This is a genomic window from Limnothrix sp. HT2024 (assembly GCF_059138625.1).
This window is the reverse complement of the sequence record NZ_CM181121.1, coordinates 2,333,213-2,358,514: the sequence shown is the minus strand read 5'-3', so window position 1 is coordinate 2,358,514 and position 25,302 is coordinate 2,333,213. Positions and strand designations below refer to the sequence as shown.

At 55.9% G+C, this 25,302-nt stretch carries 18 protein-coding genes and 2 pseudogenes; 14 read left to right on the top strand and 6 right to left on the bottom strand.

Annotation, left to right across the window (positions count from 1 at the left end):
• Nucleotides 1-13: 13 nt before the first annotated feature.
• Nucleotides 14-1,090, bottom strand: a complete 1,077-nt coding sequence (locus tag AC2IAX_RS09365; protein WP_190355591.1) for a PIN/TRAM domain-containing protein — start codon at nucleotides 1,088-1,090, stop codon at nucleotides 14-16.
• A 448-nt stretch (nucleotides 1,091-1,538) separates the two neighbouring features.
• Between AC2IAX_RS09365 and hemW the strand changes: the two genes are divergently transcribed.
• The 3 genes from hemW to AC2IAX_RS09350 are packed head-to-tail and all read left to right on the top strand — an operon-like array spanning nucleotide 1,539 to nucleotide 4,290.
• Nucleotides 1,539-2,792: a radical SAM family heme chaperone HemW gene (gene hemW / locus AC2IAX_RS09360; RefSeq protein WP_494387280.1), complete on the top strand. Its 1,254-nt coding sequence runs from the start codon at nucleotides 1,539-1,541 to the stop codon at nucleotides 2,790-2,792.
• 23 nt (nucleotides 2,793-2,815) lie between these two features.
• On the top strand, nucleotides 2,816-3,676 hold the full coding sequence (locus AC2IAX_RS09355) for a restriction endonuclease (protein ID WP_494387279.1): 861 nt from the start codon (nucleotides 2,816-2,818) through the stop codon (nucleotides 3,674-3,676).
• A 47-nt stretch (nucleotides 3,677-3,723) separates the two neighbouring features.
• A complete protein-coding gene (locus AC2IAX_RS09350; protein ID WP_494387278.1) occupies nucleotides 3,724-4,290 on the top strand; it encodes a Uma2 family endonuclease in 567 nt (188 codons plus the stop codon).
• A 433-nt stretch (nucleotides 4,291-4,723) separates the two neighbouring features.
• Here AC2IAX_RS09350 and AC2IAX_RS09345 read toward each other — a convergent pair whose 3' ends face one another.
• Nucleotides 4,724-6,085 carry a lysophospholipid acyltransferase family protein gene (locus AC2IAX_RS09345; protein ID WP_494387277.1) on the bottom strand — a complete coding sequence of 454 codons (1,362 nt, stop codon included), beginning with the start codon at nucleotides 6,083-6,085 and terminating at the stop codon, nucleotides 4,724-4,726.
• Between the two features lie 215 nt (nucleotides 6,086-6,300).
• On the opposite strand from AC2IAX_RS09345, the pseudogene AC2IAX_RS09340 reads away from it, so the two are divergent.
• From AC2IAX_RS09340 to AC2IAX_RS09305, 8 genes and pseudogenes are all read left to right on the top strand, one after another.
• Nucleotides 6,301-6,948, top strand: a pseudogene (locus tag AC2IAX_RS09340) (PDZ domain-containing protein); the annotation flags it as partial.
• Between the two features lie 96 nt (nucleotides 6,949-7,044).
• Nucleotides 7,045-8,097, top strand: coding sequence for a DUF512 domain-containing protein (locus AC2IAX_RS09335; protein ID WP_494390340.1), 1,053 nt, complete (start codon nucleotides 7,045-7,047; stop codon nucleotides 8,095-8,097).
• A 326-nt stretch (nucleotides 8,098-8,423) separates the two neighbouring features.
• Nucleotides 8,424-10,406, top strand: coding sequence for a TolC family protein (locus tag AC2IAX_RS09330; protein WP_494387276.1), 1,983 nt, complete (start codon nucleotides 8,424-8,426; stop codon nucleotides 10,404-10,406).
• Between the two features lie 467 nt (nucleotides 10,407-10,873).
• On the top strand, nucleotides 10,874-11,170 hold the full coding sequence (locus AC2IAX_RS09325; RefSeq protein WP_494387275.1) for a 2Fe-2S iron-sulfur cluster-binding protein: 297 nt from the start codon (nucleotides 10,874-10,876) through the stop codon (nucleotides 11,168-11,170).
• A 677-nt stretch (nucleotides 11,171-11,847) separates the two neighbouring features.
• On the top strand, nucleotides 11,848-13,458 hold the full coding sequence (locus tag AC2IAX_RS09320) for an iron uptake porin (protein WP_494387274.1): 1,611 nt from the start codon (nucleotides 11,848-11,850) through the stop codon (nucleotides 13,456-13,458).
• 598 nt (nucleotides 13,459-14,056) lie between these two features.
• Nucleotides 14,057-15,427, top strand: coding sequence for an ATP-dependent protease ATP-binding subunit ClpX (gene clpX, locus AC2IAX_RS09315; protein ID WP_494387273.1), 1,371 nt, complete (start codon nucleotides 14,057-14,059; stop codon nucleotides 15,425-15,427).
• A gap of 144 nt (nucleotides 15,428-15,571) precedes the next feature.
• Nucleotides 15,572-16,426 (top strand): alpha/beta fold hydrolase, encoded by an 855-nt coding sequence (locus AC2IAX_RS09310; RefSeq protein ID WP_494387272.1) that lies wholly within the window; start codon nucleotides 15,572-15,574, stop codon nucleotides 16,424-16,426.
• Nucleotides 16,427-16,617: 191 nt separating this feature from the next.
• On the top strand, nucleotides 16,618-17,406 hold the full coding sequence (locus AC2IAX_RS09305) for a glycoside hydrolase (RefSeq protein ID WP_494387271.1): 789 nt from the start codon (nucleotides 16,618-16,620) through the stop codon (nucleotides 17,404-17,406).
• A 71-nt stretch (nucleotides 17,407-17,477) separates the two neighbouring features.
• Here the strand turns inward: AC2IAX_RS09305 and AC2IAX_RS09300 are convergent, their stop codons facing one another.
• Nucleotides 17,478-18,449, bottom strand: coding sequence for a DUF3598 family protein (locus AC2IAX_RS09300; RefSeq protein ID WP_494387270.1), 972 nt, complete (start codon nucleotides 18,447-18,449; stop codon nucleotides 17,478-17,480).
• Between AC2IAX_RS09300 and pyk the strand changes: the two genes are divergently transcribed.
• Entirely contained in the window at nucleotides 18,403-20,166 is a 1,764-nt protein-coding gene (pyk, locus tag AC2IAX_RS09295; RefSeq protein ID WP_494387269.1) for a pyruvate kinase, read from the top strand. The genes AC2IAX_RS09300 and pyk overlap by 47 nt on opposite strands.
• Nucleotides 20,167-21,186: 1,020 nt before the next feature.
• The gene (gene clpP / locus AC2IAX_RS09290; protein WP_099531589.1) at nucleotides 21,187-21,795 is read left to right on the top strand and encodes an ATP-dependent Clp endopeptidase proteolytic subunit ClpP; all 609 of its coding nucleotides are present in this window, start codon (nucleotides 21,187-21,189) and stop codon (nucleotides 21,793-21,795) included.
• Between the two features lie 401 nt (nucleotides 21,796-22,196).
• Here the strand turns inward: clpP and AC2IAX_RS09285 are convergent, their stop codons facing one another.
• Nucleotides 22,197-23,327 carry a metallophosphoesterase family protein gene (locus tag AC2IAX_RS09285; protein ID WP_494387268.1) on the bottom strand — a complete coding sequence of 377 codons (1,131 nt, stop codon included), beginning with the start codon at nucleotides 23,325-23,327 and terminating at the stop codon, nucleotides 22,197-22,199.
• Nucleotides 23,328-23,652: 325 nt separating this feature from the next.
• Between AC2IAX_RS09285 and psb34 the strand changes: the two genes are divergently transcribed.
• Complete coding sequence (gene psb34, locus AC2IAX_RS09280) at nucleotides 23,653-23,832, top strand: photosystem II assembly protein Psb34 (protein ID WP_494387267.1); 180 nt, start codon at nucleotides 23,653-23,655, stop codon at nucleotides 23,830-23,832.
• A gap of 294 nt (nucleotides 23,833-24,126) precedes the next feature.
• On the opposite strand, the pseudogene AC2IAX_RS09275 reads toward psb34, so the two are convergent.
• Nucleotides 24,127-24,417: pseudogene (locus AC2IAX_RS09275) on the bottom strand (transposase); the annotation flags it as partial.
• Between the two features lie 43 nt (nucleotides 24,418-24,460).
• A protein-coding gene (locus AC2IAX_RS09270; protein ID WP_494387266.1) for an IS5 family transposase occupies nucleotides 24,461-25,284 on the bottom strand; the annotation gives its coding sequence in 2 pieces (ribosomal slippage) (nucleotides 24,461-24,906 and nucleotides 24,906-25,284; 825 coding nt in all).
• Nucleotides 25,285-25,302: the final 18 nt, after the last annotated feature.

Here is a 25,302-nt window from a genome sequence, read left to right as displayed (position 1 = left end):
ATGGCTTCATGGCCTATGAAACGGCGGCCTCGGGCTTGGCAAAAATCATCCGCCCGGCGGAAGTTTGCAGGGCGCTGGTGACCACCACCCGCAATTCACCGCCCAGGTAGGAATTGCCATCTTCGACCACCACCATCGTGCCATCGCTGAGATAGCCCACCCCTTGGGCCGGTTCCTTGCCTTCCCGGACAATTTTTAGCTCAATGCTGTCGCCGGGCAGGTAGGCGGGGCGCAGAGCATCGGCCAGGTCATTAACATTCAAGACCGGGACGTTTTGTACCGTGGCCACCTTATTCAGGTTGTAGTCCGTGGTCAGCAATGCGCCGTTGATTTCTTGGGCCAGCCGCACCAGTTTGGCATCAACGGTGGTGATGTCTTCGTAGTCGGCGGAGTGGATCGTGAGCCGATCGGGATAGGCCTCGCGCATCTGCTGCAAAATATCCAGACCTCGCCGCCCGCGCGATCGCTTTTGGTCGCTGGCGGAATCGGCAATCCGCTGCAATTCCTGCAACACAAACTGGGGCACAATCAAGCGCCCTTCAATGAATTTGGTTTCCAGCAGGGCCGTCAGCCGGCCGTCAATGATGCAACTGGTGTCCACCACCTTGGCGGCGGCCGGAGCCAGGGTTCCTTCACTGACCAGGATGGATTCAACGCTGTTGGGGTTAATTAACCGCAGGAACGATCGCCCGTGGGTGTCGGCCAATGATACGCCCGTGACCGCAAACAGCACACTACCCAACACCGCCACAAGGGGTTTGATGAACGCCAACTCCCAAGGAAACGGCAGCAGATACAAAGGAGCCAACATCAAGTTGGCCATCAACAGCCCCAACACCACCCCACCCGATCGGGTCAGCAGCCGATCGGGTGGCATTTGGCGCACCTGGTTTTCAATGCGTCGGTAGGTGGTTTGGCAAGCCAGCCCCAGCACCAAGCCAATCAGGGCCCCAAAACCCCCCGTGGCAAAGCTGAGGCCTTCCCGGTTGGTGACTTGGGCCAGGGTTTGGGCGGGCAGAAAGTCAATGCCGAAAAAGCCAATGCCCGCACCGGCGATCAGAAATGAAAGGATAATTACGGTGTCAATCATGGTCATCGATCGAGTGGACGATCGCCCGAGTCATCGCGACCATTGCTTAGAGCATTGCTTGCAGGCGGTGGATGCAGGAACGATCGCGGTGGCTAATTGCAGGCTCTTCGGTGGGTGGGGTGCTGAGTCGAATCGGGATCGGTCGCGGTGGTTGCTTCCGATCGCTCGCCCATAGGCGGCGATTTATAACGATTGCGCCCAATTCTTGACAGAATTTGATGAGTATTATAGCCCCGTGGCTTGGTGGCTTTGGCTGAAACCCAGGGCGGTTAACCGATCGAGCCAGTGAATCGAGCCAGCAAACCGAACGAGCTGATTTTCGCGCTCCCGCCAATCGATCCACATAAGCCGATCGCGCCAACCGGCAACACCGACCCAAGACACCGACCCAAGACACCAATCCGAAACGCCGACCCGAAACGCCGACCCGAAACGCCGACAGAATCCCATGAGTCATCCCGTCGCCCTGGCCCTGTCCCCGCCCCGGGCCGCCTATTTGCACATTCCCTTCTGTCGGCGGCGTTGCTTCTATTGCGATTTCCCCATTTCCGTCGTGGGTGAGTTCAAGACCTTTCGCGATCGCCCCGACCAACCACCGGAACCCGCCACGGGCCGCAATAGCGCCCAAATCATTGAATACTTGGCAGCCTTGGAGCGGGAAATTACCCTCGGGGCCGATCGCGCTACCGCCGACCAACCGCCCTTGGAAACCGTCTTTTTTGGGGGCGGTACGCCATCCTTGCTAGCTCCCGAACAGGTCGATCGGCTCTTGCAACTACTCGATCGCCGCTTTGGGTTGGCTCCCCAAGTGGAAATTTCCATGGAACTCGATCCGGGTACGTTCGATCGCACCTGGTTGGCGGGCTTTTTGGCGGCTGGGGTCAACCGCATTAGCTTGGGGGTGCAAGCCTTTCAAGCGGAATTGTTAGCCGCCTGTGGCCGATCGCATGGAGTCCAAGAGATTGAACAGGCCGTGGCCCTCTTGCAATCGGCGGGGGTCAAAAATTGGAGCCTAGATCTGATTTCGGGATTACCCAATCAGTCGATCGACCAGTGGCAAGCGTCCCTCGATCGGGCGGTGGCCTGTGGCCCGGCGCACCTGTCGGTTTATGACCTGATCATTGAGCCGCAAACCGTGTTCGATCAGCGCTACCAACCGGGCGATCGGCCCCTGCCCTCCGATGAACAAACGGCTCAAATGTATCGGATGGCTTCCCAAACCCTTCAGGCAGCAGGCTTCCAGCACTACGAAGTTTCCAACTATGCCCGCTCGGGTTTTCAGTGTCGCCACAACCGCACCTACTGGGAAAATCGCCCCTACTACGGTTTTGGGATGGGAGCCACCAGCTATGTGGCCGGGCAGCGCTTTGGCCGGCCCCGCACCCGAGCTGCTTATTACGATTGGCTGAACCATGGCGCAATTGAACCGCCGGCCCCGCCCCAATCCGCGCCCGATCGATTGGCCGAAACCTTGATGTTGGGGTTGCGGTTGGCGGAGGGCTTGGCCCTGGAACCCTTGCGCCGGGAATTTGGCCCGGTTTGGGTCGATCGGGTGTTGCAATGCCTCGATCGATTTGTGGCGGAGGGCTGGGTGGTGCGATCGGGCGATCGACTCGCTCTTGCAGAACCGGATGGTCTGCTATTTTCTAACAGCATTCTTGCGGAAATTTTCAGCACATTGGAACAAGAACCCTTTCAATGATTCATTTGCCTAAGCATGATCAAATGTATGCCGCAACCATCGAAGCACTTAAATTGCTGGGTGGTTCTGGCACAGTTCAGGAAATCTATGATCAAGTTTGTGAACTTGAAGGATTTACAGAAGAGCAACAAAATGTTCTTCATAAGAATGGGCCGCAAACCGTAATTGCCTATCGATTAGCTTGGACAAGAACGTATCTTAAAAATTACGGTGCAATTGAAAGTAATGAGCGAGGGAACTGGTCACTCACCGCAACTGGATGGCAGCTCACGCCAGCCACTATCAACCGAACTATGATTAATTCAGCTTCCAAGAAGCGAATTAGTCATCATGTTGATCAAGACCAGTTAGTCACTGAATCAGACATGGAAAGTTTTGATGAATTGGTTGGTGATACTCAAGAGCCTGCTCTTCTTCTGAATTCAGATCAATGGATTGAAAAATTACTGGAAGTATTACAAAGTCTCTCCCCGGATGCCTTTGAGCGTTTGTGTCAGCGCATTTTACGAGAATCTGGGTTTACGAAGGTTCAAGTTACAGGGCGAAAAGGGGATGGAGGAATTGATGGCGTTGGTGTTTTGAAAATCGCGCTCCTCAGCTTTCAAGTCTTCTTCCAGTGCAAACGATATAAAGGTTCCGTTGGCCCGGGTGAAATTCGAGATTTTCGAGGATCCATGATTGGCCGTACCGATAAGGGTTTATTTTTAACAACGGGCACTTTCACAGTTTCTGCTAAACAGGAAGCAACCCGCGATGGTGCGCCAGCTTTGGATCTCATTGATGGAGAAGAGCTATGTAGGCTATTAGTGAAGCTACAATTGGGTGTGAAAACCAAAACAATTGAAGTGGTAGAAATTAATCAAGATTGGTTTAAAAATCTTTGACTTAACCAAGTTCTTGGCTAAAATTGAACTTTCAACCGGTTAAGACAATGGTTGCTGCTTACTCCTACTTCAGCCCCGAGGAATATCTCAACCTAGAAGCCAATAGCCCCATTCGCCATGAATATCGATCGGGCTTGGTATATGCCATGGCCGGTGGAAGTGATGTTCATGACTTAATCAGCCTCGCGCTGGTGAGCCTACTGCGATCGCGCCTGAAGGGGCAAGGCTGCTTCGTCCATTCAGGCAACGTGAAGGTGGGGCGAAATCATGATTTTTTCTACTACCCTGATGTTTTCGTTACTTGCGATCCACGCGATCGGGACAATCGATATATTAAGTGTTATCCCTCATTGATTGCTGAAGTGCTATCCCCTTCAACGGAGCGGTTTGATTGGGGGGCCAAATTTGAAGACTATCAGCAACTAGAAACCCTAAAAACTTATCTTTTAATTTCCCAAGATCAAATGCAAGTGGAAGTGCGTCAGAAAAATGCATTAGGTGTCTGGGAAACAGAGCAATTTGGCCCATGCGATCGATTCCAAATGGTTGGCTGGAATTGGGAAATTGCGGTGCTGGACTTATACGAAGATGTGCAATTTCTGGGTATCAGTTAACTTTTGAATACGGTTCTTGGTGATCGAGTTGGATTTGGTAAAGCTCAACCCAACCGACCGAACTGTCGTGGCTGCCATTGAGGCCACTGTGGCCGTGATCGTCATTTCCGAACGCTTCCTGGCCCGTTGGATAGAGGCGAACCAGGAACAATTTGAGTTAGGGTCTAGGGCCTATCGTCATTCCCTGGGATCAAGTGCAGACGGTTGATTTTTCGTGCCCTAATCGCCGTAACAAGGGGCTTAAGCCCCTTGTCCCCCACGATCCATCTAGGGTTGCAGGCTAAACGACGACAGGCCCTAGGCCCCTTGTCCCCCACGATCCATCTAGGGTTGCAGGCTAAACGACGACAGGCCCTAGGCCCCTTGCCCCCCACGATCCGTTAACGGTGGAATCAGGGCTTCATGGAACTGGACGACAGGCCCTACGACCCTACTAGGCGATCAGGTTTTTGAGGGATTGGTGAATTTCCTGGGTGACCGATTGGAGGGTGGCGCGGCGATTGGCTTTGTAGTCCGCTGCGCGATCGCTCACCCAAATCGGGTTCGCAACCCGTAACCAAACCGCCTGTTTGCCCAGTTGCGGGGGCTTGCTGGTGTCGTCTCCCTGAATCCAGGTGGTGACGCGCCACAAAATCATGAGCGTTTCGGCAAACCGTTCGGCGGTGGGCTTTTCGCGCACATAGCGGCCCGTGACGGCGGTGAACCGTTCCACTAGGCGCATGTGTTGCATTCGGAGAGTGGCTTCGGCGGCCACCCAGTTGGCCAAACCTCGCTCCACCGGGCAGCGCGATCGCCCGTCATCGCAGTAGATCCGATCCCAGCCGGCCTGTTCCAACCGACGGCAGCGCTCTTCAACCGTGCCGGTGTTGGTTACGCCAAAGTAGGCTTCTCCCACCCGTAATGCGGTATCCAAGAGATTTTTCAGCCGTTGGCCCATGCGTTCGTTGGGGTCGGGCAAGTCCACGATCGGGAGGGTTTGTTGATAGAAGGTTTGATAAAACTGCTCCACCAAGTCCAGGAGTCGATCGCCCAAGAGATATAACCGCAGGTAGCGACCTTCTTCGGGGCTGGTGGGGGCGGTGGTTTTCAGGGGGTTCGTGAGGCCAAGGCTGGTTTCGATCGTGTCGATCAGCCGATCGATCCCGGCCCAAGGGGGCGAAAGGTAGGTGTATTGAATCCCGATCGGGACAATGGCCACCCGCTCCGATCGCCCGGCCGATCGCAAATCGTCCACCGTCCAAAAGGCCATTTGGGCCACGCCCGGTTCCAGGGGGCTAACAATTTCGCTGTGGCTGTTGGTTGCGCCTTCCGGGGCCGCCGCCAACGGAAACCGCCCGTTCAGCAACAGATCGCGAGCCGTTTTTAGCCCGGGGCGATCGAGCTTGCCGCGTTGCATTGACGTGCCGCCCAAGTGGGAAAACATCCAGGTCACTGCTTCCCCCGCCCAAAGGGGAATGCCGCGATCGTAGATAAAGTGTGTGTGCGGCCAATCCGGGAGCCGAATGCCCCGATCGCGCGCCGCCCGGGGCACTGCCTCCCACAGCAAGTGGGACATCACGAACGGATCATTGGTGCTGGGATGCCGAAAAGCCAAAATAAAGCGGAGTTTGCCCGCCTGGAAGTCGCGAAACAGTTCCGCCAACGTTTCAGCATTTTCCGTATGGAGTTTTGCGATGCCCTGTTGGCGAATCAACCAAGGAAAGATCCAACGCGCCAACCGATGTACCCAAGGGGTGTAGTTGGGCGGAATGAATTCCAGAGTGGGCTGAATGCCGGAAGCGGATGCAGCGGGCATAGGGTTAATCAACAGTTGGTAGAGTGGTTACGAGCAATCAACGGCCACCAAAGCCGCCCTGGCCTTGCCCAGTGGGGTTCAAGGCTTGGGAATCAACAGCATAGGCCCGATCGCCCCAGCACAATCGCCATTGGGTATCTGTATTTTGGCCGGTTGTGCCCAAGGAGAACGCGATTAGCGACCGCCTGGCCAGTTGTCTATTCAGGAGCGTGGGGATGAGCGAAGCAGCGGTGCGACCGGCCAAAATTACGCGAGTGTTGCCCGGATCAATTGCCCAAGAGGTGGGGTTTGAAGTGGGCGATCGGTTAGTGGCCATCAATGGCCAAAAACCCCGAGACCTGATTGATTACAACTTCCTCTGTGCCGATGAGGTGCTGGAGTTGGAAGTGCTGGATCAGCACGATCGCACCCATATTGTTGAAATTGAAAAGGACTATGACGACGAGTTGGGCTTGGAATTTGAAGCGGCCCTGTTTGATGGTCTGATTCAGTGCAATAACCGCTGTCCCTTTTGTTTTATTGATCAGCAGCCGCCTGGTAAGCGGGCATCGCTTTATTACAAAGATGATGATTATCGGTTGAGTTTTCTCTATGGCTCCTATCTCACCCTCACCAATTTGACGCAGCGGGAATGGGATCGCATTGAGCGGCTGCGGTTGTCACCTCTGTTTGTTTCGGTGCATTCCACGGAACCCGAGGTGCGATCGCGCTTGCTGAAAAATCCCCGGGCGGGCGAGATCATGAACCAGTTAGCTTGGTTTCGCGATCGGCGCTTGCAAATTCACGCTCAAGTGGTGCTTTGTCCTGGTATTAACGACGGGGTGCATTTGGCGCGAACCATTCATGATTTGGCCAGTTTCTATGGATCGCCTGCGGGGCAATCTGGGCCCGGTCGGCGGGCCAAGCCGGCCCTGGCTGACCAAGCCGCGATCGGGGGTGGTTGGGCCATTTCCGAGAATGTGACGTTGCTGGCGGGGCGATCGCCGGGGGCCGATTCGGGGGCGATCGAATCTGAATCGCTCGATCGGGTGACGGTGATCGATCGCCTCGACGGTTCAGAACCGGCAGAGTCGAATCTGTCTGACCCAGATGTTTTTGATCCAGATGTGTTCGATCCGCGATCGCAACCCATCGGCCTAACAGATTGGGATCCAGAGGAGGATCAAGCCGATGAGGATGACCAGTGGGATGAGGCCGATGGGTTCGATCGGGCCGCTTGGGATGATCAGGACTTCGATGATTTCAATGACGATCTAGATAGTGACCAAGACGAAGTGGAACCCCATCGCCCAACGGTCACTTCCGTGGCGATCGTGCCAGCGGGGCTAACGCAATTTCGCCCGGCCGACGATGAGCTACAGCCCGTCACCCCCGCCAAAGCCTGCGAAGTCATTGCCCAGGTGCGATCGCTCCAGCAAACCTTTCGCCAAACCCTCGGTTCCACGTTTGTTTGGTTGGCCGATGAGTGGTTCCTGATTGCGGGTCAGGATTTGCCGGAAATGGTTGAGTACGAAGATTTTCCGCAAATTGACAATGGCGTGGGTTCCATCCGGCTGTTTGTGGATCAGTTTGAACGGGCTTTGGCGGCGAACCCGGTGCGTGCAACCCCCTTTCCCCGCCGCCTCACCTGGGTGGTGGGGAACACGGTGGAGCGGCCCTTCAGTGGTTTGGTGCGCCAGCTCAATCAAATTTCAGGGCTAACGGTGCAGTTGGCGGCCCTGAACTCGGACTATTGGGGCCAAACCATGACCGTCACCGGCTTGCTGACGGGCCAGGATTTGGTGCAAAAGTTGACGGGCCAAGACTTGGGGGATGCGTTGCTGCTGCCGTCGTTGATGTTGCGCCATGGTGAACAGCGCTTTTTGGACGATATGACGGTGCAAGCGGTGAGCGATCGGCTGCAAGTCCCGATCGTGATTGTCACCAGCGCTGAAGCGGTGATTGAACAAGCGGTGGCCGCCGCTTGGCCCCAAGCGATCGCCCCCCAAGCGCCTAGTGATTTGCTGGCGTAGGAGTTTCGGGACTCGGGGGAGCGAGCCGGCCGATTCTGTAGGCCAGCCGCTAGACTAACCAGTATGCTTTTTGAGGCACAACCTCGATTCGATCCTGGTTCGACTCGGTTCGATCGAGCATCCACTGCGCAAGGCCATTCAACCGACGCTGGCAACCCCCCACAGGGAGCAATTCCTCCCTGAACTTTCGGGCCCCCGAACTTTCGGGAGTTGGCAGCGTCTGCTGGTGACTATGCGAGCAATAGGCGAGTAATTACGAACTTTGCACCAGTGGCAGCCGTCAAAACAGCCGGTTTTAGGCGTGAGGAGCGAAGCAAGTTTTGGTTATGAAGATTGCCCATCGAGCGATCGCCACGGGTTTAGGGGTTACCGTCGCGTTGTGTTGTTTGTGGGCGGATGCCGCCCGCGCCGAGTCGGTGGAAGCGGATGCGGCCGCCACCTTGGCTGAAGCTGATCATGTCATAGCCGACAAGTCCCCTACTTCGCCACCGGACTCAGCCGCCGCAACCGGTTCTGAATCTGCTGAATCGCCTCATTCGCCTGTTAATTCGCTGAATTTGCCGAAGCCAGCTAAACCGGCCAAACCGGTTGCGGGTGTGGTGGCCACCGCATTTCCGATCGCTGCCGACCGTGATCAGGAGTCGATCGCCCAAGAATCAGCCAGTCCAGAGCAAGCCAGTCAAGAGCAAGCCAGTCCAGAGCAAGCGCTTGCAGCAGATTCCCCCAGGGCCGACGCTTCCGAGTCGATCGGGGGAGATTCGGCTCCCGTTGCCCAAGCGAATGATAGTTCCAGTAATCCCGATCCGTTGGGAAATGTGCCCTCTGCGCCTGGTTCCTTGGGCGATCGGCCCGAAGGCAACACAGAAGCGGATGAGCTGGTGATCCAACGGCTGGAATCTGATCCAAACCCGCTGCAATTTCCCACCCTGCCGGAAGAAGTGCGGATCCTGTTGACCCAGCCGATTACCCTTGAGCAGGCCTTAGAAATTGGCCGTCGCAATAACCGAGATCTGCGCCAGGCCTACCTCAGCATTGAAAGTAGCCGGGCCCAACTGCGGCAGGCGATCGCCGCCAACTATCCCCAATTGCGGTTCTCCTCCTCCCTCACGGATTCGCTCACGGCCGGCAGCCGCTTGAACCTGTTGTTGCAAAATCGAACTGCCCGCCGTCTCGGCAACTTTGGGGGCCAGGTGGACATTGACACCCAGGATCAGTTCACCTGGAGCAGCGCTCTGGAACTGAGCTACAACATCTACACTTCGGGACTGCGGCCCGCGAACATTGCCGCCGCCCAAGCCCAGTTGCGAGCCACTGAGTTAGCCCTCGAAGCCACCTTTGAGGATTTGCGGCGCGACATCACCGATAGCTACTACCGGCTGCAACAGGAAAACGAGCAGCTCAAAATTGACCAATCGGCGGTCAAGTTTCGGGAGCAAAGCGTGAAGGATGCCCAAGCTTTGGAGAAGGCTGGGTTGGGAACGCGGTTTGAGGTGCTGCAAGCGGAAGTGGAATTGGCCAACGATCGCCAGTTGGTGGTGCAAACGCGCGATCGACAAACCCAGCGCCGCCGGGAGCTGGCCCGGTTGTTGAGTTTGCCGGAGGCGATCGACATCCAAACCGCTGACCCGATCGCGAAGGCGGGAGAATGGACGCTGCCCCTCGAAGACAGCATCGTGTTGGCCTATCGCAACCGCGCAGAAATTGAACAGCAACTGGCCCAGCGAGAACTGAACAGCGCCCAACGGCGGGCCCGGTTGTCTCAGTTGGGGCCCCAGCTCAGTGCCTTTGCTCGCTATGAGCTGCTGGATGTGATTCAGCCCGATGACGACTTCAGCTTGGTCAGTGGCTATTCCACGGGTTTGCAGTTGCAATGGACGCTGTTTGACGGCGGAGCGGCCCGGGCCCAGGCTCGTCAGGAGTCGGTGGCGATCGAGCAGGCCGAAAACGGTGTGGGCCGGGCGCGCGATCGAATTCGGTTTGAAGTGGAGGTGGCCTACTCCAACCTGCAAGCCAACGCCGAAAACATTCAAACCTCCCTCAAGGCGATCGAGTCAGCCCAAGAGGAAGTGCGCTTGGCGCGGCTTCGGTTCCAGGCCGGCGTGGGCACACAGACCGATCGACTCAACGCAGAAACCCGCCTCACCCGGGCGCGGGGTAACGTGCTGATTGCAATTATTGGCTACAACCGCGCGTTGGCCGCCCTCAACCGCGCCGTCAGCAACCTGCCGCCAGGCACGATTCAGCCGGTTCCGGAACCGATTCAACTGCCTGAACTAATCGATGCACCGACGGGCCCCACTACTCCGTAGGAAGTTGGGCCGGCCTGCGTCTGCATTCCAGCGGCTCGGGATCGATCAAATTTGAACGGCCTTGTTTAAGCTGTCTTGTTTAAACGGGCTTTTGGTCAATAGCCTTGCGTCTCGGGGGCGATCGGGCCGAGGTCGGTTTTTTCGACTCTCTGCCACGATTGCTCCTGAGGCGCTCGCATTACACTGGGGTAGCTCAACAAACTGCAACATCTTGCAATGATCTTGCAATCTTTCACCGATTGCCTTTGCCTTCACTGCATTTGTTGCCTTCACTGCATCTGTTGCATCTGTTGTGTCCCTTGCTGGTAAGCACTGCACCTGTGTTTGGGCAGATCCGTTGCATCGGTCGTGGTTCTCACCCCTGCCCGATCGCCCTGCCCGCCGCACGAGTTCCCGGTTCCCAGCAAAGACCCACAATTTCCCCTGAGCTACTACGCCCCGTCAGCGAGTCCCTTTCCCAACACCCTATGGGCACTATTCACTTCGTTAACGAAAACAAGGACGTAATCGCCGCCACCGGTTCCAACCTGCGAATCAAGGCGATCGAGAACGGCATTGATATCTATAAGCTGTACGGCAAAATGATGAACTGCGGTGGCTATGGCCAATGTGCCACCTGCGTTGTTGAAATTGTGGAAGGGATGGAAAACCTGTCCGATCGGACGGATTTTGAAAATCGCACCCTGCGCAAGAAGCCCGACAATTATCGTTTGGCTTGCCAGGTGTTGGTGAATGGCCCCGTAAGCGTGCGTACTAAGCCCTAGCATCGACTCGCAAACCCGGGTCTCCTGGAGGCTTTCGTGGCGATCGAATAAGATCCAACGCGATCGAATGAAATCAAAATGAAGTTAGACCAATGCGATCAAAATAGAAGTCAAGAGGCTCGCCCTTGCGTCTGAGGCGATCGGGTTGCAAGAATCAGTCAAGGCAACCTCAGCCGCCCGAGAATACCTTTTGGCAGTTTCTGGCTTTGGCAGTTTTGGGGTCAATCAACGGCTAAGTACAGCCCGAAGAGTTGACAACCACCGAGGGTAAAAGCGTTTCCTAGCGTTTTACCTTCGGTGTTCGCATTTTGGGGAGCTGATCGATTTTTTCCAGTCGCCTGGAGGAGAAGGATCCGGAATTGGGGGGCGATCGCTCCGCACTGATTGTGGCCATTCGCCGCGAAGACTGACAGCCCGCTTGCTAGTTTCGCGAGTCTTCCCCTCTCAACGCCACCCCAGCACCACCCCAATGCCATCAAATTTGATCGAACCTGATCTAATCTTCCTGATCTTCCCGATCGCTGATGAAATCAGGGGTTTCAGACCCTCCTTAACCGTAATTTTCGAGAATCTTTTCCAAGACTCGGTTTCGCCTCTTGTCGGTTCGATCTATAATCGCCACAGGAAGTGTACTGACTCAGTAACACTTTCACTGGTATCGGTGTGAGGAAACGCGAATGAAACTGTTCTGGAATGCACTGCGCCTGAGCCCGGCTGCTGCTGGCCTCTCGCTGTTGCTCGCTCAAGGCGCTTTTGCCGGCGAAGCAACGACCCAAACCAATATTGACGCTAGCCCTTCGGCGATCGAGCTTGGTCTGCAAGACGATCTCGCCAGCATGGACCAAGTGACCTCCGTGTCGCAACTGTCCGACGTGCAACCCACTGATTGGGCTTTCCAAGCGCTGCAATCGCTGGTTGAGCGCTATGGTTGCATCGCCGGTTATCCGGATGGCACCTTCAAGGGCAACCGCCCCCTGAGCCGCTACGAGTTTGCCGCCGGTTTGAACGCTTGCCTCGATCGGATCAACGACCTGATCAAGGCAGCTACCGATCCCTTGGCCACCAAGGAAGATCTGCGCAAGCTGCAAAAGCTGCAAGAAGAATTCGCCGCTGAATTGGCTGCCCTGCGCGGTCGTGTGGATGCCCTCGAAGCCCGCACCTCTGAGCTGGAAGCTAACCAATTCTCCACCACCACCAAGCTGACCGGTGAAGTGGTGATGGCCGTGGCCGCTGGCCTGTCGGACGTGGTCGGTGATGACGACAACGACGAAGCGGACAACGCCACCTTCTCGCACCGCGTGCGCTTGAACTTCAACACCAGCTTCACGGGTAAGGACTTGCTCCGCACCCGTCTGCAAGTGGGTAACGTGCCTCGTTACTACAGCAGCGAGACCAACATGGCTCGTTTGGCTTGGGAATCGAACACCAGCAACAACTTCATCCTGGATGAGTTGTACTACCGCTTCCCCCTGAACAGCGCCAACACCTGGCGCGCTTTCGTGGGTACGACCGGTCTGGACATCGACGATATCCACTACACCGCCAACCCCCTGTTGGAATCCTCGGCTGATGGCGCTCTGTCGCGCTTCGGTCGCTACAACCCCTTGTTCCGTCAGCCCCAAGGCGCTGGTATCGGTGTGAACTACAAGGGTGAACGTTTCCGCTTTGCCGCCAGCTACCTGGCCAGCGAAGCCAACGATCCCCAAACCGGTGCTGGTTTGTTCGACGGTAGCTACAGCGCTGCTGCGAGCTTGTACTACTCCCCCAGCAAGACTTGGGATATCGGTCTGCTGTATGCCTACGCTTACCACAGCACCGATGCTCGCACCCGTCCGAGCTTGACCGGTGGTACCGGCAGCTTCCTGGGCGACAACCCCTTCCGCGACCCCACCACCGCTCACAACGTGGGCGTGCAAACCACCGCGAAGCTGAGCAAGAACTTCGTGCTGAGCGGCTGGGCCGGCTGGACGTTTGCTAACGCTGAAGATAACGGCGATGGCAACGCTGACCTGTTCAACTGGGCTTTGACCTTCGCGTTCCCCGACCTGTTCAAGGAAGGCAGCGTGGGCGCTCTGGTTGTGGGTCAACAGCCCAACCTGTACAACGCTGACAACACCGTCGGCGGCGAAGATGATGACAATTCCTGGCACATCGAAGCCCTGTACAAGTTTGCGGTTAACGACAACATCTCGATCACCCCTGGTGTGATTGTGGTGACCGACCCCAACAACAACAACGACAACGACACCGCTGTGTTGGGCGTGTTGCGGACTGTCTTCAAGTTCTAAGTTGCAACCCCACTGCCGCGTTGAAATAACGGTGTAGTGGCCAATCAAGCTGGGCGGTGATTTTTGATCAATTAGCCCAGCTTGTTCAAGGGCAACTTTTAGAAACAGTGGTTGGTTGAACCCGTTTGCGGGAGCCGGCCTAATCCAAATGAAGCCATTTTCAAAAGAGTAAGTGTTACCCATGCACTTGCTCTTTTGTTTTGCTTGCTTTTCTGGGTGGGGGCGATCGGGATCCTGAAAACCTCATGGCAGTGCGATCGTTCGGCGTGCCTTTGCCAGGTTTTCAACGGCTTGCGGAGTGCTTGAGGCATAATGGAAAAAGGTATCCTCTGGTTAGATGTTTGCTCTCGCATTGTGACCACTAGGGTGACCACGCGCCCAAAGCCAGCGTTTGGCCAGCGGAAATGTTCGTGCGATCGCCCCTGAGGCGGAACTCAGGTTCTGTCAAGGGTTCCACCGGTTCACGGGTGGAACCAGGGACTTTGCAAATCTGCCATCAGCCAGATCTTGATTCACTACCAGCGCAGCACCCCTTTGCCATGAGCCAATGCTATGGGCAAATGCGGTAACGAGTGCGCGACTTCGAGGGGCAACCTGTATGTCGAAATTTGACTCCCATCTCAAGTGTTCGTTTTGTGGCAAGTCCCAAGAGCAAGTCCGCAAGCTTATTGCTGGGCCGGGAGTCTATATCTGCGATGAGTGCGTAGATCTGTGCAATGAAATTTTGGACGAAGAACTCTTCAATGGCGGCACAGCAACCCAAGCGCCGCCTCGTCCTGAACCGGCTGAGCGGACTCGCACCCGCACTCCCCGCACCACGCCCCATCGGGTCTTGAAGCCCCGGGAAATCAAGAAATACCTTGATGACCACGTTATTGGCCAAGACGAAGCCAAAAAAGTCTTGTCAGTGGCGGTTTATAACCACTACAAACGGTTAGCTTGCTTGCAGGAAGCCGAAAATGGTCAGGGATCCGCAATAGCTCCCGGTAATCCTAGTGCGCCTGCTTTGGATGATGGGGTGGAACTCCAAAAGTCCAACATTTTGCTGATGGGCCCCACGGGGTGTGGCAAGACGCTGCTGGCTCAGACCTTAGCCAAAATTTTGGACGTGCCCTTTGCGGTGGCCGATGCCACAACCCTGACGGAGGCGGGCTACGTTGGGGAAGATGTGGAAAATATTCTGCTGCGTCTGTTGCAGGTGGCGGATTTTGACGTGGAGGAGGCCCAGCGCGGCATCATCTACATCGACGAAATTGATAAGGTGGCCCGCAAGAGCGAAAACCCCTCCATCACGCGCGATGTGTCCGGGGAGGGGGTGCAACAGGCCCTGCTGAAGATGTTGGAAGGGACGGTGGCGAATGTGCCGCCTCAGGGGGGCCGTAAGCATCCTTACCAAGACTGCATCCAGATCGACACCAGCAATATTTTGTTTATTTGCGGTGGGGCGTTCGTTGGTTTGGAAAAGGTGGTGGAGCAGCGCACGGGCAAGAAGTCGATGGGCTTTGTGCGAGCGGGCGAAACCCAGTCCCGGGAGCAACGCACGGCGGATACTTTGCGCCACCTGGAACCGGAAGATCTGGTAAAGTTCGGAATGATTCCGGAGTTTATTGGGCGGGTGCCGGTGCTGGCGGTGGTGGAGCCGTTGGATGAGGAGGCCCTGATCGCGATCCTGACGCAGCCGCGTAATGCGCTGGTGAAGCAATATCAAAAGCTGCTGCGGATGGATAATGTGCAGTTGACGTTTGAGCCGGATGCGGTGCGGGCGATCGCCCAGGAGGCCTATCGGCGGCGAACGGGGGCCAGGGCCCTGCGCAGCATTGTGGAAGAGCTGATGCTGGATGTGATGTATGAAGTGCCGTCGCGGAAGGATTTGACCCGCTGTCTGATTACGCGGCACATGGTGGAGCATCGATCGACTGCGGAGTTGTTGTTGCACCCGTCGTCGCTGCCGAAGCCGGAGTCTGCCTAGCCTGCCCAAGACTGGAACTGGCTCAGCTCATTGGGCTAATGGCTCGATCGCGCCTGATGTTTGGGGGCTTGGCACTCGGTATCGAGGTTTGATCTTTTGATCGATTAACCTTTTTGCATTAACCTTCTTTGCTGCTCTGCAACCATGGCCTATGTGGAGGTGCGCGGAACAGCGCATTATTACGAGTGGATCCGACAGGGGGGCGCAACGACCCCAACCGGTCGGCCCATTATGGTGTTTTTGCATGGCTGGGGCGGTTCCGGGCGCTATTGGCGATCGACTGCGGCGGCCCTGAGCGATCGCTTCGATGCGCTGATTTATGACCTGCGGGGATTTGGCCGATCGCGCTTGCCCCAAAACCACCCTCCGGCCGATTCCCCAGACTACTGGTTGGAGGCCTATGGGGAAGATCTGATCGCGCTGCTCGATCGCCTGGGCATCACGGAGCCGGTGTATCTCAATGCCCACTCGATGGGGGCTTCGGTGGCCGTGTTGCTGATGCGACAATCGCCCGATCGAATTCGGCAAGCCATCCTGACCTGTAGCGGCATTTTTGAATATGACGCGGCGGCCTTTGCGGCCTTTTACCGGTTTGGGGGCTATGTGGTGCAATTCCGCCCCCCTTGGCTGTCTCGCTTACCCCTAGCGCCACAACTGTTCATGGCGCGGTTTTTGCATCGCTCCATCCCGATCTCGGAGCAGCGTGCTTTCCTGGAGGACTTCACTCAGGCCGATCGCGCGGCGGCTCTGGGCACGATTTTCACCTCCGTTAGTCTGCGAGCCGTGGAAGAGATGCCCGCTACCTTTGCGGCCTTGCCTGTGCCTACCCTGTTGGTGGCGGGACAGTTTGATCAAATCATTCCGCCGCGTTTGGGACAGCAGGCCGCTGCACTCAACCCTCGCATTACCTACCGCGAGCTGACGGCCACGGGGCATTTTCCAATGCTGGAGGATCCGGAAACTTACCTAGCCACAGTGTGCCAATTCCTGCATGGCTGAGGCTAAGGCGGACAAGGGTGTTGTGGGGTGATTCCCCTCAGCTTGCTGGAAGATCGGGCTTTAGAATGTGCCTGAGGGGAGCGGTGGACTCAGGTATCGATTAAAACTAGACCGTTCGTCGATTCAGGCTCAGTTTCCCGATCGCCCAATTTTGCCCCCTTGCCTCCGGTGCTCTATCCGGCTTTTGGCCCATGCTTGACCACGCCAACAGTTCGCCTACCGAGTTGCCACCAAAGTTGCCAGCACCCGCACCAGCGGAGGGATCGACGACCTTTTGGGGATCTTTGGTCAATGGGGCGATCGCGGCGGGCAGTGCCATTACCCTGCTGTGGTTGGGCTTGAACCTGTCGGAGTTGTCGCCATCGGGGGCAAATTATTTGGGCCCAGCCTTGAAGCTGAGCGAAGGCGTGGCCATTCCGCCTCTGGCCATGCGGGGCGGAGACCCTTATCTGCGGGCCTTGATGCGGACCATTTCGGTGAGCGAGGCCAATGGTCGCGATCCTTACGCGATGCTTTATGGCGGCCGACGGGTTCGGAACCTGAGCCAGCATCCCCAGGAATGCGTGACGATTTTGCTGGGGCCCAATATGGGCAATTGCTCCACGGCGGCGGGTCGCTATCAAATGCTCGATCGCACCTGGTTTGAAAAGGCGAAGGCCTATCACCCCGATCGCCACAGTTGGGGGGTCTTGGGCCGCTACAGTTTTGAGCCGGTTTATCAAGATTGGGTGGTTTATCGTTGGCTGAACGATCGGGCTGCTTGGGGGGTTGATTTGCGCCAGGCCTTGCGCCAGGGCCAGCTCGATCGAGTGTTGCGCCGTCTGTCTGGGACTTGGACGAGCTTGGGCTATGGCATTGAAACCAACCGCATGACCCGCTTGCTGCCCAGTGCCTATCGTCAAATTTTGCGAGAAGAGTTGAAACGAACTCAGGGGCCCGCCCAGCGGCCCGCCCAATCTAGCCCCGCTCCAGTGCCCTAGATCAGCACCTTATCCCCCAGGATTTGGCTCCCGATCGCGCCTCGCCACTAGGCCAGAGTTGTTGGGACAACCTAAGCAACGCGCTGTTCAGTGACCAGGGTTAGGCTAGCCCAGGCTCCCTGAGCATCGTAGCTGCGGATCAGCCGCTGGCGCAGATTGGGGTTGATTAACCAACCGGCCTCCAAAAAGAGCGGCTGTCGATAGTTGAGTTGCGTGGGAAAGGTGGCAGAAATTCCGTTGGGCAGCAAGAGCACCGTGCTGTTGCCTGCGCGGAACTCCAGCCGATTTCCCACAATCGCCGCGTCAGAGCCGATCGCCTGATTTCCGAACTTGAGCGTTTGCACCAGCCGATCGCCCGATCGCCGAACTTCCAGGTGCGACATGCCTGTTTGAGCCGGCTGAAAATCTGGATAGACCGTCACCCACTGCCCTTGCCAAACCCCCGGCAGCGCGGTTAACAGCGCTTCAGGGGTGAGCGGTTGGCCCGGCGGCAAGGTCGGCATAGGATCCAGGGTTTCCCGAATCAGGGAAAGGGGCATTAACTGCGCTGCCTTGTCGTAGCGGATCACCACCCTTACCCGCAAGGGCCGAGCCACCAATCCCAACTCGGCCCCAAATTCGGAAAAGGGCCCCAATTGCATGGAGCCTTGGGAAAATGCGCCGGTTTCGAGGGCTAAGAATCCTCGCCCCAGGCTGCTGTAGGTGAGTTCTAAATCTTGAACAGGGGCAGCGGTTTCGATTTCAGGAAATTGTCCATCGGTTGTGGGGGCAAATTGGCGCACCCGCTGATGAATGGTTTTGCCGCCTTCGAGGGGGGTAATGCTGGTGATGCTGGGACGATCGCTGAGGAGTTGTCCTTGGTCATCCGCCGTGGCAAAAGATCCATACCACTCACCCACGTTCTCTAGCAAGCAGTCCCAGGTCGATCGCATGGCCCATAGCAGAGAGAGGACTCCATCGATGGTATCGTAGTACCCGCAACGTTTCGAGACATTCATGGACTCGCCACAGCCCTTGCGCCGCACCAAAATCGTCGCCACCATTGGCCCCGCCACTAACACGCCCGATGTGTTGCGATCGCTCATTGAAGCCGGTGCCACGACGCTTCGCCTCAACTTTTCCCATGGCAGCCATGCCGATCATCAGTCCAACATCAAGCTGATTCGGCAAATCTCCTTTGAGCTAAATCAGCCAGTGGCGATTCTGCAAGACCTTCAGGGGCCGAAAATTCGGCTGGGCAAATTTGCTGAAGGGTCGATCGTGTTGCAAAAGGGCGATCCCTTCGTGCTCACCAGCCGGGAAGTGGTGGGTAATCAGGACGCAAGCTCCGTCACTTACGATTTGCTGGCGGAAGAAGTGCCTGAAAATGCCACGATTTTGCTCGATGACGGGCGCGTGGAAATGGTGGTGGAACGGGTCGATCGAGCCAAGGGCGATCTCCACTGCCGCACCATTGTTGGCGGCCGCCTCTCGAACAACAAGGGCGTGAACTTCCCCGGGGTTTACCTGTCGATCAAGGCTTTGACCGACAAGGATAAAGAAGATTTGATGTTCGGCCTCGATCAAGGGGTCGATTGGGTGGCGTTGAGCTTTGTGCGCAATCCCCAAGACGTGCTGGAAATCCGCGAGATGATTGCCAGTCGGGGCAAAAACGTGCCCGTGATCGCCAAAATCGAAAAGCACGAGGCGATCGAGCAGATGGAGGCCATCCTTTCGCTGTGTAACGGCGTGATGGTGGCGCGGGGTGATCTGGGGGTGGAACTGCCCGCCGAAGACGTGCCCGTTCTGCAAAAGCGCCTGATTCGCACGGCTAATCGCCTGGGAATCCCGATCATCACGGCAACCCAGATGCTCGACAGCATGGTCAGCAACCCACGGCCCACCCGTGCGGAAATCTCCGACGTGGCGAATGCCATCTTGGACGGTACTGATGCGGTGATGCTGTCCAACGAAACCGCTGTGGGTCAATATCCCGTGGAAGCCGTGGCCACCATGGCTCGGATTGCCGTGCGGATTGAACAGGAAAAATTCCAGTTCGATTTGGAAAGTGCTGGGCGATCAATCCCGAATGCGATTTCCAAGGCCGTTGGGGACATTGCGGCCCAGTTGGACGCAGCGGCGATCGTGACCCTCACCAAGTCCGGAGCCACCGCCCGCAACGTTTCCAAATTCCGTCCTAGTACGCCCATTTTGGCCGTCACGCCCCATGTCAACATTGCCCGTCAACTGCAATTGGTGTGGGGTGTGCGGCCGCTGATGGTGTTGGATTTGCCGTCACCCACCCAAACCCTGCAAGCGGCGATCGGGCTGGCCCAAGAACAGTACGTTCTGCGCGAAGGGGATTTGGTGGTGATGACCGCCGGTACGTTGCAAGGCATCTCCGGTTCCACAGACTTGATCAAAGTAGAAGTGGTGACCTCCGTGTTGGGCCGTGGCCGTGGCATTGGCCAAAGCTCCGTTAGCGGTCGGGCCCGGGTGGTGAAAAACCTGATGGATGCCAACTCCTTGGAAGCGGGCGAAATCCTCGTGGCTCCTGCTACCAGCGTTGATTGCATTGAAGCGATTCGCCGTGCCGGTGGTGTGATCACGGAAGATGGCAGCCTGACGGGCCATGCCGCCACGATCGCCCAGCGCTTAGGCATTCCCGTGATTGTCGGTGTGGACGGGGCCACCGATGCCATTCGTGACGGGGCGATCGTGACCTTGGATGCGCCGCGCGGAGCCATCTACTCGGGAGCGGTGGGAGCCATCAGCGAATAGTTCACGAATCGTTGGCGAGCGACTCAATGAATTAGTTCAGCGAAAGGAGCGGGCTGGGGGTGACCCGGGCGATCGCCCTGTGGCGATCAAAAAACTGACCCCCGCCCTTTCCAAATTAGAGTTCAACCGGCAAAATACTGGCATCCCCCCGCCTGGTTAGCCCCGATCTTCCCAAGGTTGGATCATCTCCACGGGCGAACCAAGTGGCGGGAAACGATCAATGCTGCTTTAGCGTGTCAAGCCGGCTGAAGACAAGCCAGTCACGAAAAAAGCAGACCGCAAACAGCAGATAGCCAGACAGTCAGACAGGGATAAAAACAGATGGGGTAAACGCTGGGTGAGCAGTTGTTTAACCAGTGGAAATGCTTGGTTAACCTCTCAGCCCAATTCAACTCAACCCAATTCAATTCAGCCCTTGTCTTTGGAGCCTGGTAATTCTTTACCAAAGGTTCATACGGAATGGGCGAAAGTTCATCCTAGCTTTACAGACAGCTAGGGGTTTTCGCATACCCTTAAAGTTATGAAAGTGCTGAAAACGCAATAAGGGCTAAAAACTCCATTGCATTCACGCGCTTGCGGACGAAACAAAAAAGTCACCCCTTTGGGGTCTCCGCAGCGTGCCATCTCTGTCTGACATCTCTGGCAATCTCCACAGACCCTGCTCTAACTCTCTTTTCCTGCTCTAACTCTCTTTTTACGACAACGGTTCATTGGGTGAGTGTGACTGACACACCACCCCTTTTTTTGTCCCTGGGCTTTGGGTTGCTGATCTGACGCTGTTGGCCTAGCGCTGCTGTGGACTCGATAATCGCGGGGGGATGGCGGATCAGCCCATTAACCTTCGATCACCCTTGTTTGGAATCGAGAGCGTGAAATGGGCGACCAGCTTGTTTCGCCTAGGCTCCATCGCGATCGAGCAGACCTCAGGGCGGAGACCCGTATCAAGACCCCTAGAAGGTATTTGGCGCAACTCGCTAGAATCAAGGTTGTTTCAGGTCATTCACAAGCCATAGGACGCGCATGATCCCGACTGTTATCGAACAATCTGGCCGCGGCGAACGCGCTTTTGATATTTATTCCCGGTTGCTGCGGGAGCGCATTGTGTTTTTGGGAACGGCGATCGATGCGGATGTGGCCAACTCGATCGTGGCGCAGCTCCTGTTCCTTGACGCGGAAGATCCCGAACAGGATATCTACCTGTACATCAACTCCCCTGGGGGTTCGGTGACGGCTGGCATGGGCATCTATGACACGATGAATCACATCCGCCCGAGTGTTTGCACCATCTGCGTTGGGTTGGCGGCCAGCATGGGAGCGTTTTTGCTCAGTGCCGGTGAAAAGGGCAAACGGATGAGCTTGCCGAACTCTCGAATTATGATTCACCAACCCTTGGGCGGCGCACAGGGCCAAGCAACGGATATCGAAATCCAAGCTAAGGAAATTCTGTATCACAAGGCCAATCTCAACCGTTGCCTGGCGGATCACACGGGTCAACCCCTGAGCCGCATTGAAGAGGATACGGAACGTGATTTCTTCATGTCGGCTGGAGAAGCCCAGGACTATGGCCTGATTGACCAGGTGATTAATCGTCGGCCGTCGGCTTCGGAGCCGTTGGTGGCTGCGGTTTAAGATGCGGCGGCGCGGCGGCGTGGCTGAGACTGTGTAACCGGCGTAACCGGCGCTGCATAACTTGCGCTGTGGGGCGATTGGCTTGCAGTGCTGGAAAAACTGAGGGCGCGGCATTTGGCATTGAATAGCCAACGATCGCGCGGGGGCAAGGGGCTTAAGCCCCTTGTCTGCTTTTGTAGGCCTCTTGTCTGTTTTTGTAGGCCCCTTGTCTGTTTTTGTAGGCCCCTTATCTGTTTTTGTAGGCCTCTTGTCTGTTTTTGTAGGCCCCTTGTCTGTTTTTGTAGGCCCCTTATCTGTTTTTGTAGGCCTCTTGTCTGTTTTTGTAGGCCCCTTGTCTGCTTTTGGGGGATGAGGCCAGAGCGAGTCGTTGCCTTGAAGATGGCTGGCTGGGCTTGATGTTTCTAGAGGCGCAGGGCGATATGGTTGTCGATGCGCGCGATCGAGCCGTCGGGGCCGATCGCCCCAAATTGTTGGCAGTAGTCCCGCACGATCGGGGGCAATTGCTGAAACTCAAAGAGCGTGTCCCCATTGGCCACATCGGCCCAGAAATTCCGCAACTGGGGAGCCAGCAAGAGCGCTTCATCTTGCGACAGCCCCAAACCGCCATACATCAGCATTTTCAACATAAACGGCGGACTTCGATCGCCCATCCACTGTCGAGAAAGGGCGGGCAAATCTTCCCAGCCGGGAACGGACTTCACGCGGCCCGATTCCACCTCCAACCAAGGATGACCCGCGCGATCGCGCCGCAAAGTCACCAGGCGGAACGGGTGGGGATAGCTGACCAAGGAGCCGGTGGTGATGTCATAGAGTCCGTCAGCTTCGGCAATGTCCTGCACATGGAGATGGCCCGTAAAAACTAACTGGATCCCGGACGATCGTAGCTTTTGGCGCAATTCGATCGCATTTTGGAGCATGTAACGACGGCCCAGGGGGTGAGTCGCCTGTTCCGGTAAATGCTCCACCACGTTGTGATGCACCATCACCAGGGTCAGATCCTGCGGGTTGAGCTGGGCAAGGGTGCGATCGAGCCAGGCCATTTGCTCCGAATCGATCGCCCCGACAATCTCTTTGCCATCCTCGGAAAGTTGATTGGAATTCAGACCAATCAGTTTCAGACCGGGCAATAGCTCTTGGATGTAATAGGGCTGCGGAGAATCCCCATAGCCAAAGTCCTGATACAGCGCCACAAACTCCGGCAGAGTCGTGATGCGGGGGTAACTCGATTGGGCAGGAAAATCATGGTTGCCCGGAACCACATAAACCGGATAGGGCAACTGTTTCAGCCGTTGTACCAGCCATTGATGATTTTCTGGTTCGCCATGTTGCGTCAGATCACCGGGCAACAACAAAAAATCTAAGTTTAGTAGCTCCAGTCGCTCCAGGATTTGCTCCAGGGCCGGAATCGCCACCTCCACCAAGTGAAATCGACTCGGATGGTCCCAAACCGTGTGGGGCAAAGCGACATGTAAATCGCTGATGACGGCAAAGCGGCAGGGGCGATCGGGCCACGGGGCGATCGAGGAGGACATAGGAAGCGATGAACGGGGGCTGAAGAACTAGACAAGGACGATCCCCGCTCAAAAACGAGTATAGCCTTGCGTTTCCGCCCCCGGGCGCGATCGGGACTAAAGCAAGCAATCTGTAGTGATTTCTAAATCGTTATTAACGCATGTGCTGATGAAGCAGTGAAATGATGGCTGACCTGATGACTAAACTGATGACTACAAAGGCTTTCCGCTTCAAATGGAGAAAGCAAGATAATTTTCGTCAAGTATTTTGTAAAAAAAATTTACAAAGTGCTATACTGTGAACCACAGGGCAACAAACAGCCCCCACACCCTTCGGAGCAGTGCCATGTACACCACCACTAACGAAACCGGCCAACTGAACAACTACGCCAAAGAGCCGAAGATGTACTACGCGCATTACCCCACCCTTTGGGAACAGCGCCGCTACGCGCAATTGGGTGGAGCCGCAGTCCTATTCCTGGGGCTAACTTTGGCAATTGCCTTCGCTGCATCCTCAGTGGCCTAGAGCATTGGAACCTTCGGGGTTAGTGTTAGCAGAGTCAACCCCTTTCTGCACCCGTAAGGGCGGTCGTTGACTTCTAATCTCGTTGATGATTCACAATGACGGTTTGCAGCAACTTCCCAAAGTAATGTTCTGCAATGGTTGCCCGCAGTAATTACTTGCCACGGCGATCTTTAGTCACCAATGGCTATTGTTGTCTGTAGCAAACCAGCCGCCATAAATAATACGAAAGCCACCCCAGTGCTGAGCATCGAGGTGGCTTTTGTTGTTTTTAAGAGCTGATTTATAAATCAATTATTAAGCATCTAGAGCAGCCAATCTTCTCACCATCAAATGCATTAAGCAGCCATAGATCATCCCTTCACTCGTCTCCGAATACAACTCATAGTCCTTACTCAATCGCCGAAATCGGTTCAGCCAGCCAAACGTCCGCTCGACAATCCATCGCTTGGGCAACGTCTCAAACCCTTTACTGACTCGGCTGATCACCTCCACGCGCACACTCTCACCACACACATGCTTCACAGCATCCGCAAACTTTTTCCCGGAATACCCCTGATCAACCCAAATAACCTCTAGCCGAGATAGCTTCTCCTTCACTTCCTCTAAGAGCTGATTTATAAATCAATTATTAAGCATCTAGAGCAGCCAATCTTCTCACCATCAAATGCATTAAGCAGCCATAGATCATCCCTTCACTCGTCTCCGAATACAACTCATAGTCCTTGCTCAATCGCCGAAATCGGTTCAGCCAGCCAAACGTCCGCTCAACGATCCACCGCTTGGGCAACGTCTCAAACCCTTTACTGATTCGGCTGATCACCTCCACGCGCACACTCTCACCACACACATGCTTCACAGCATCCGCAAACTTTTTCCCGGAATACCCCTGATCAACCCAAATAACCTCTAGCCGAGATAGCTTCTCCTTCACTTCCTCTAACACCACAATCCCTCCCAATCGCTCAGAAGCATTCGCTTCAGTCACCAACACGCCCATTAGGAACCCTTGCGAGTCAACGATAATGTGGCGTTTACGTCCCTTAACCTTTTTGCCACCATCGAAGCCGTAGACCACCCCCTTTTTTCCGTGGTTTTCACCGACTGAGAATCACCGATACTGACCCTAGATTGCTCTGAACGACCTAATTTGCTCCGCAGTTGCTCTCGAATTTGGTCATGCATTTGCTGCCAAATTCCTTTTCGTTGCCATTTCTGGAAGTAATGGTAGACCGTACTGTAAGGGGGTAAATCGTGAGGCAGCATTTCCCACTGGCAGCCAGTCCGCTGGACGTAAAAGATGCCATTGAGGATTTCTCGGAAATCAACTTCTATCGGATGTCCAAAGCCTTTAGGAGCGGGCAGCAGCGGCTGGAGGAGCACCCACTCATCGTCGCTCAAATCACTGGGATAGGCTTTGCGGGTAGGATTGGCAATGACCGGGAGACGACTCATGAGCTGGATGATGCTTCG

Bases quoted from the DNA above. Each gene is read 5' to 3' on its own strand.
- AC2IAX_RS09365 (WP_190355591.1), bottom strand. From the start codon at position 1,090: ATGATTGACACCGTAATTATCCTTTCATTTCTGATCGCCGGTGCGGGC.
- hemW (WP_494387280.1), top strand. From the start codon at position 1,539: ATGAGTCATCCCGTCGCCCTGGCCCTGTCCCCGCCCCGGGCCGCCTAT.
- AC2IAX_RS09355 (WP_494387279.1), top strand. From the start codon at position 2,816: ATGTATGCCGCAACCATCGAAGCACTTAAATTGCTGGGTGGTTCTGGC.
- AC2IAX_RS09350 (WP_494387278.1), top strand. From the start codon at position 3,724: ATGGTTGCTGCTTACTCCTACTTCAGCCCCGAGGAATATCTCAACCTA.
- AC2IAX_RS09345 (WP_494387277.1), bottom strand. From the start codon at position 6,085: ATGCCCGCTGCATCCGCTTCCGGCATTCAGCCCACTCTGGAATTCATT.
- AC2IAX_RS09330 (WP_494387276.1), top strand. From the start codon at position 8,424: ATGAAGATTGCCCATCGAGCGATCGCCACGGGTTTAGGGGTTACCGTC.
- AC2IAX_RS09325 (WP_494387275.1), top strand. From the start codon at position 10,874: ATGGGCACTATTCACTTCGTTAACGAAAACAAGGACGTAATCGCCGCC.
- AC2IAX_RS09320 (WP_494387274.1), top strand. From the start codon at position 11,848: ATGAAACTGTTCTGGAATGCACTGCGCCTGAGCCCGGCTGCTGCTGGC.
- clpX (WP_494387273.1), top strand. From the start codon at position 14,057: ATGTCGAAATTTGACTCCCATCTCAAGTGTTCGTTTTGTGGCAAGTCC.
- AC2IAX_RS09310 (WP_494387272.1), top strand. From the start codon at position 15,572: ATGGCCTATGTGGAGGTGCGCGGAACAGCGCATTATTACGAGTGGATC.
- AC2IAX_RS09305 (WP_494387271.1), top strand. From the start codon at position 16,618: ATGCTTGACCACGCCAACAGTTCGCCTACCGAGTTGCCACCAAAGTTG.
- pyk (WP_494387269.1), top strand. From the start codon at position 18,403: ATGGACTCGCCACAGCCCTTGCGCCGCACCAAAATCGTCGCCACCATT.
- AC2IAX_RS09300 (WP_494387270.1), bottom strand. From the start codon at position 18,449: ATGGTGGCGACGATTTTGGTGCGGCGCAAGGGCTGTGGCGAGTCCATG.
- clpP (WP_099531589.1), top strand. From the start codon at position 21,187: ATGATCCCGACTGTTATCGAACAATCTGGCCGCGGCGAACGCGCTTTT.
- AC2IAX_RS09285 (WP_494387268.1), bottom strand. From the start codon at position 23,327: ATGTCCTCCTCGATCGCCCCGTGGCCCGATCGCCCCTGCCGCTTTGCC.
- psb34 (WP_494387267.1), top strand. From the start codon at position 23,653: ATGTACACCACCACTAACGAAACCGGCCAACTGAACAACTACGCCAAA.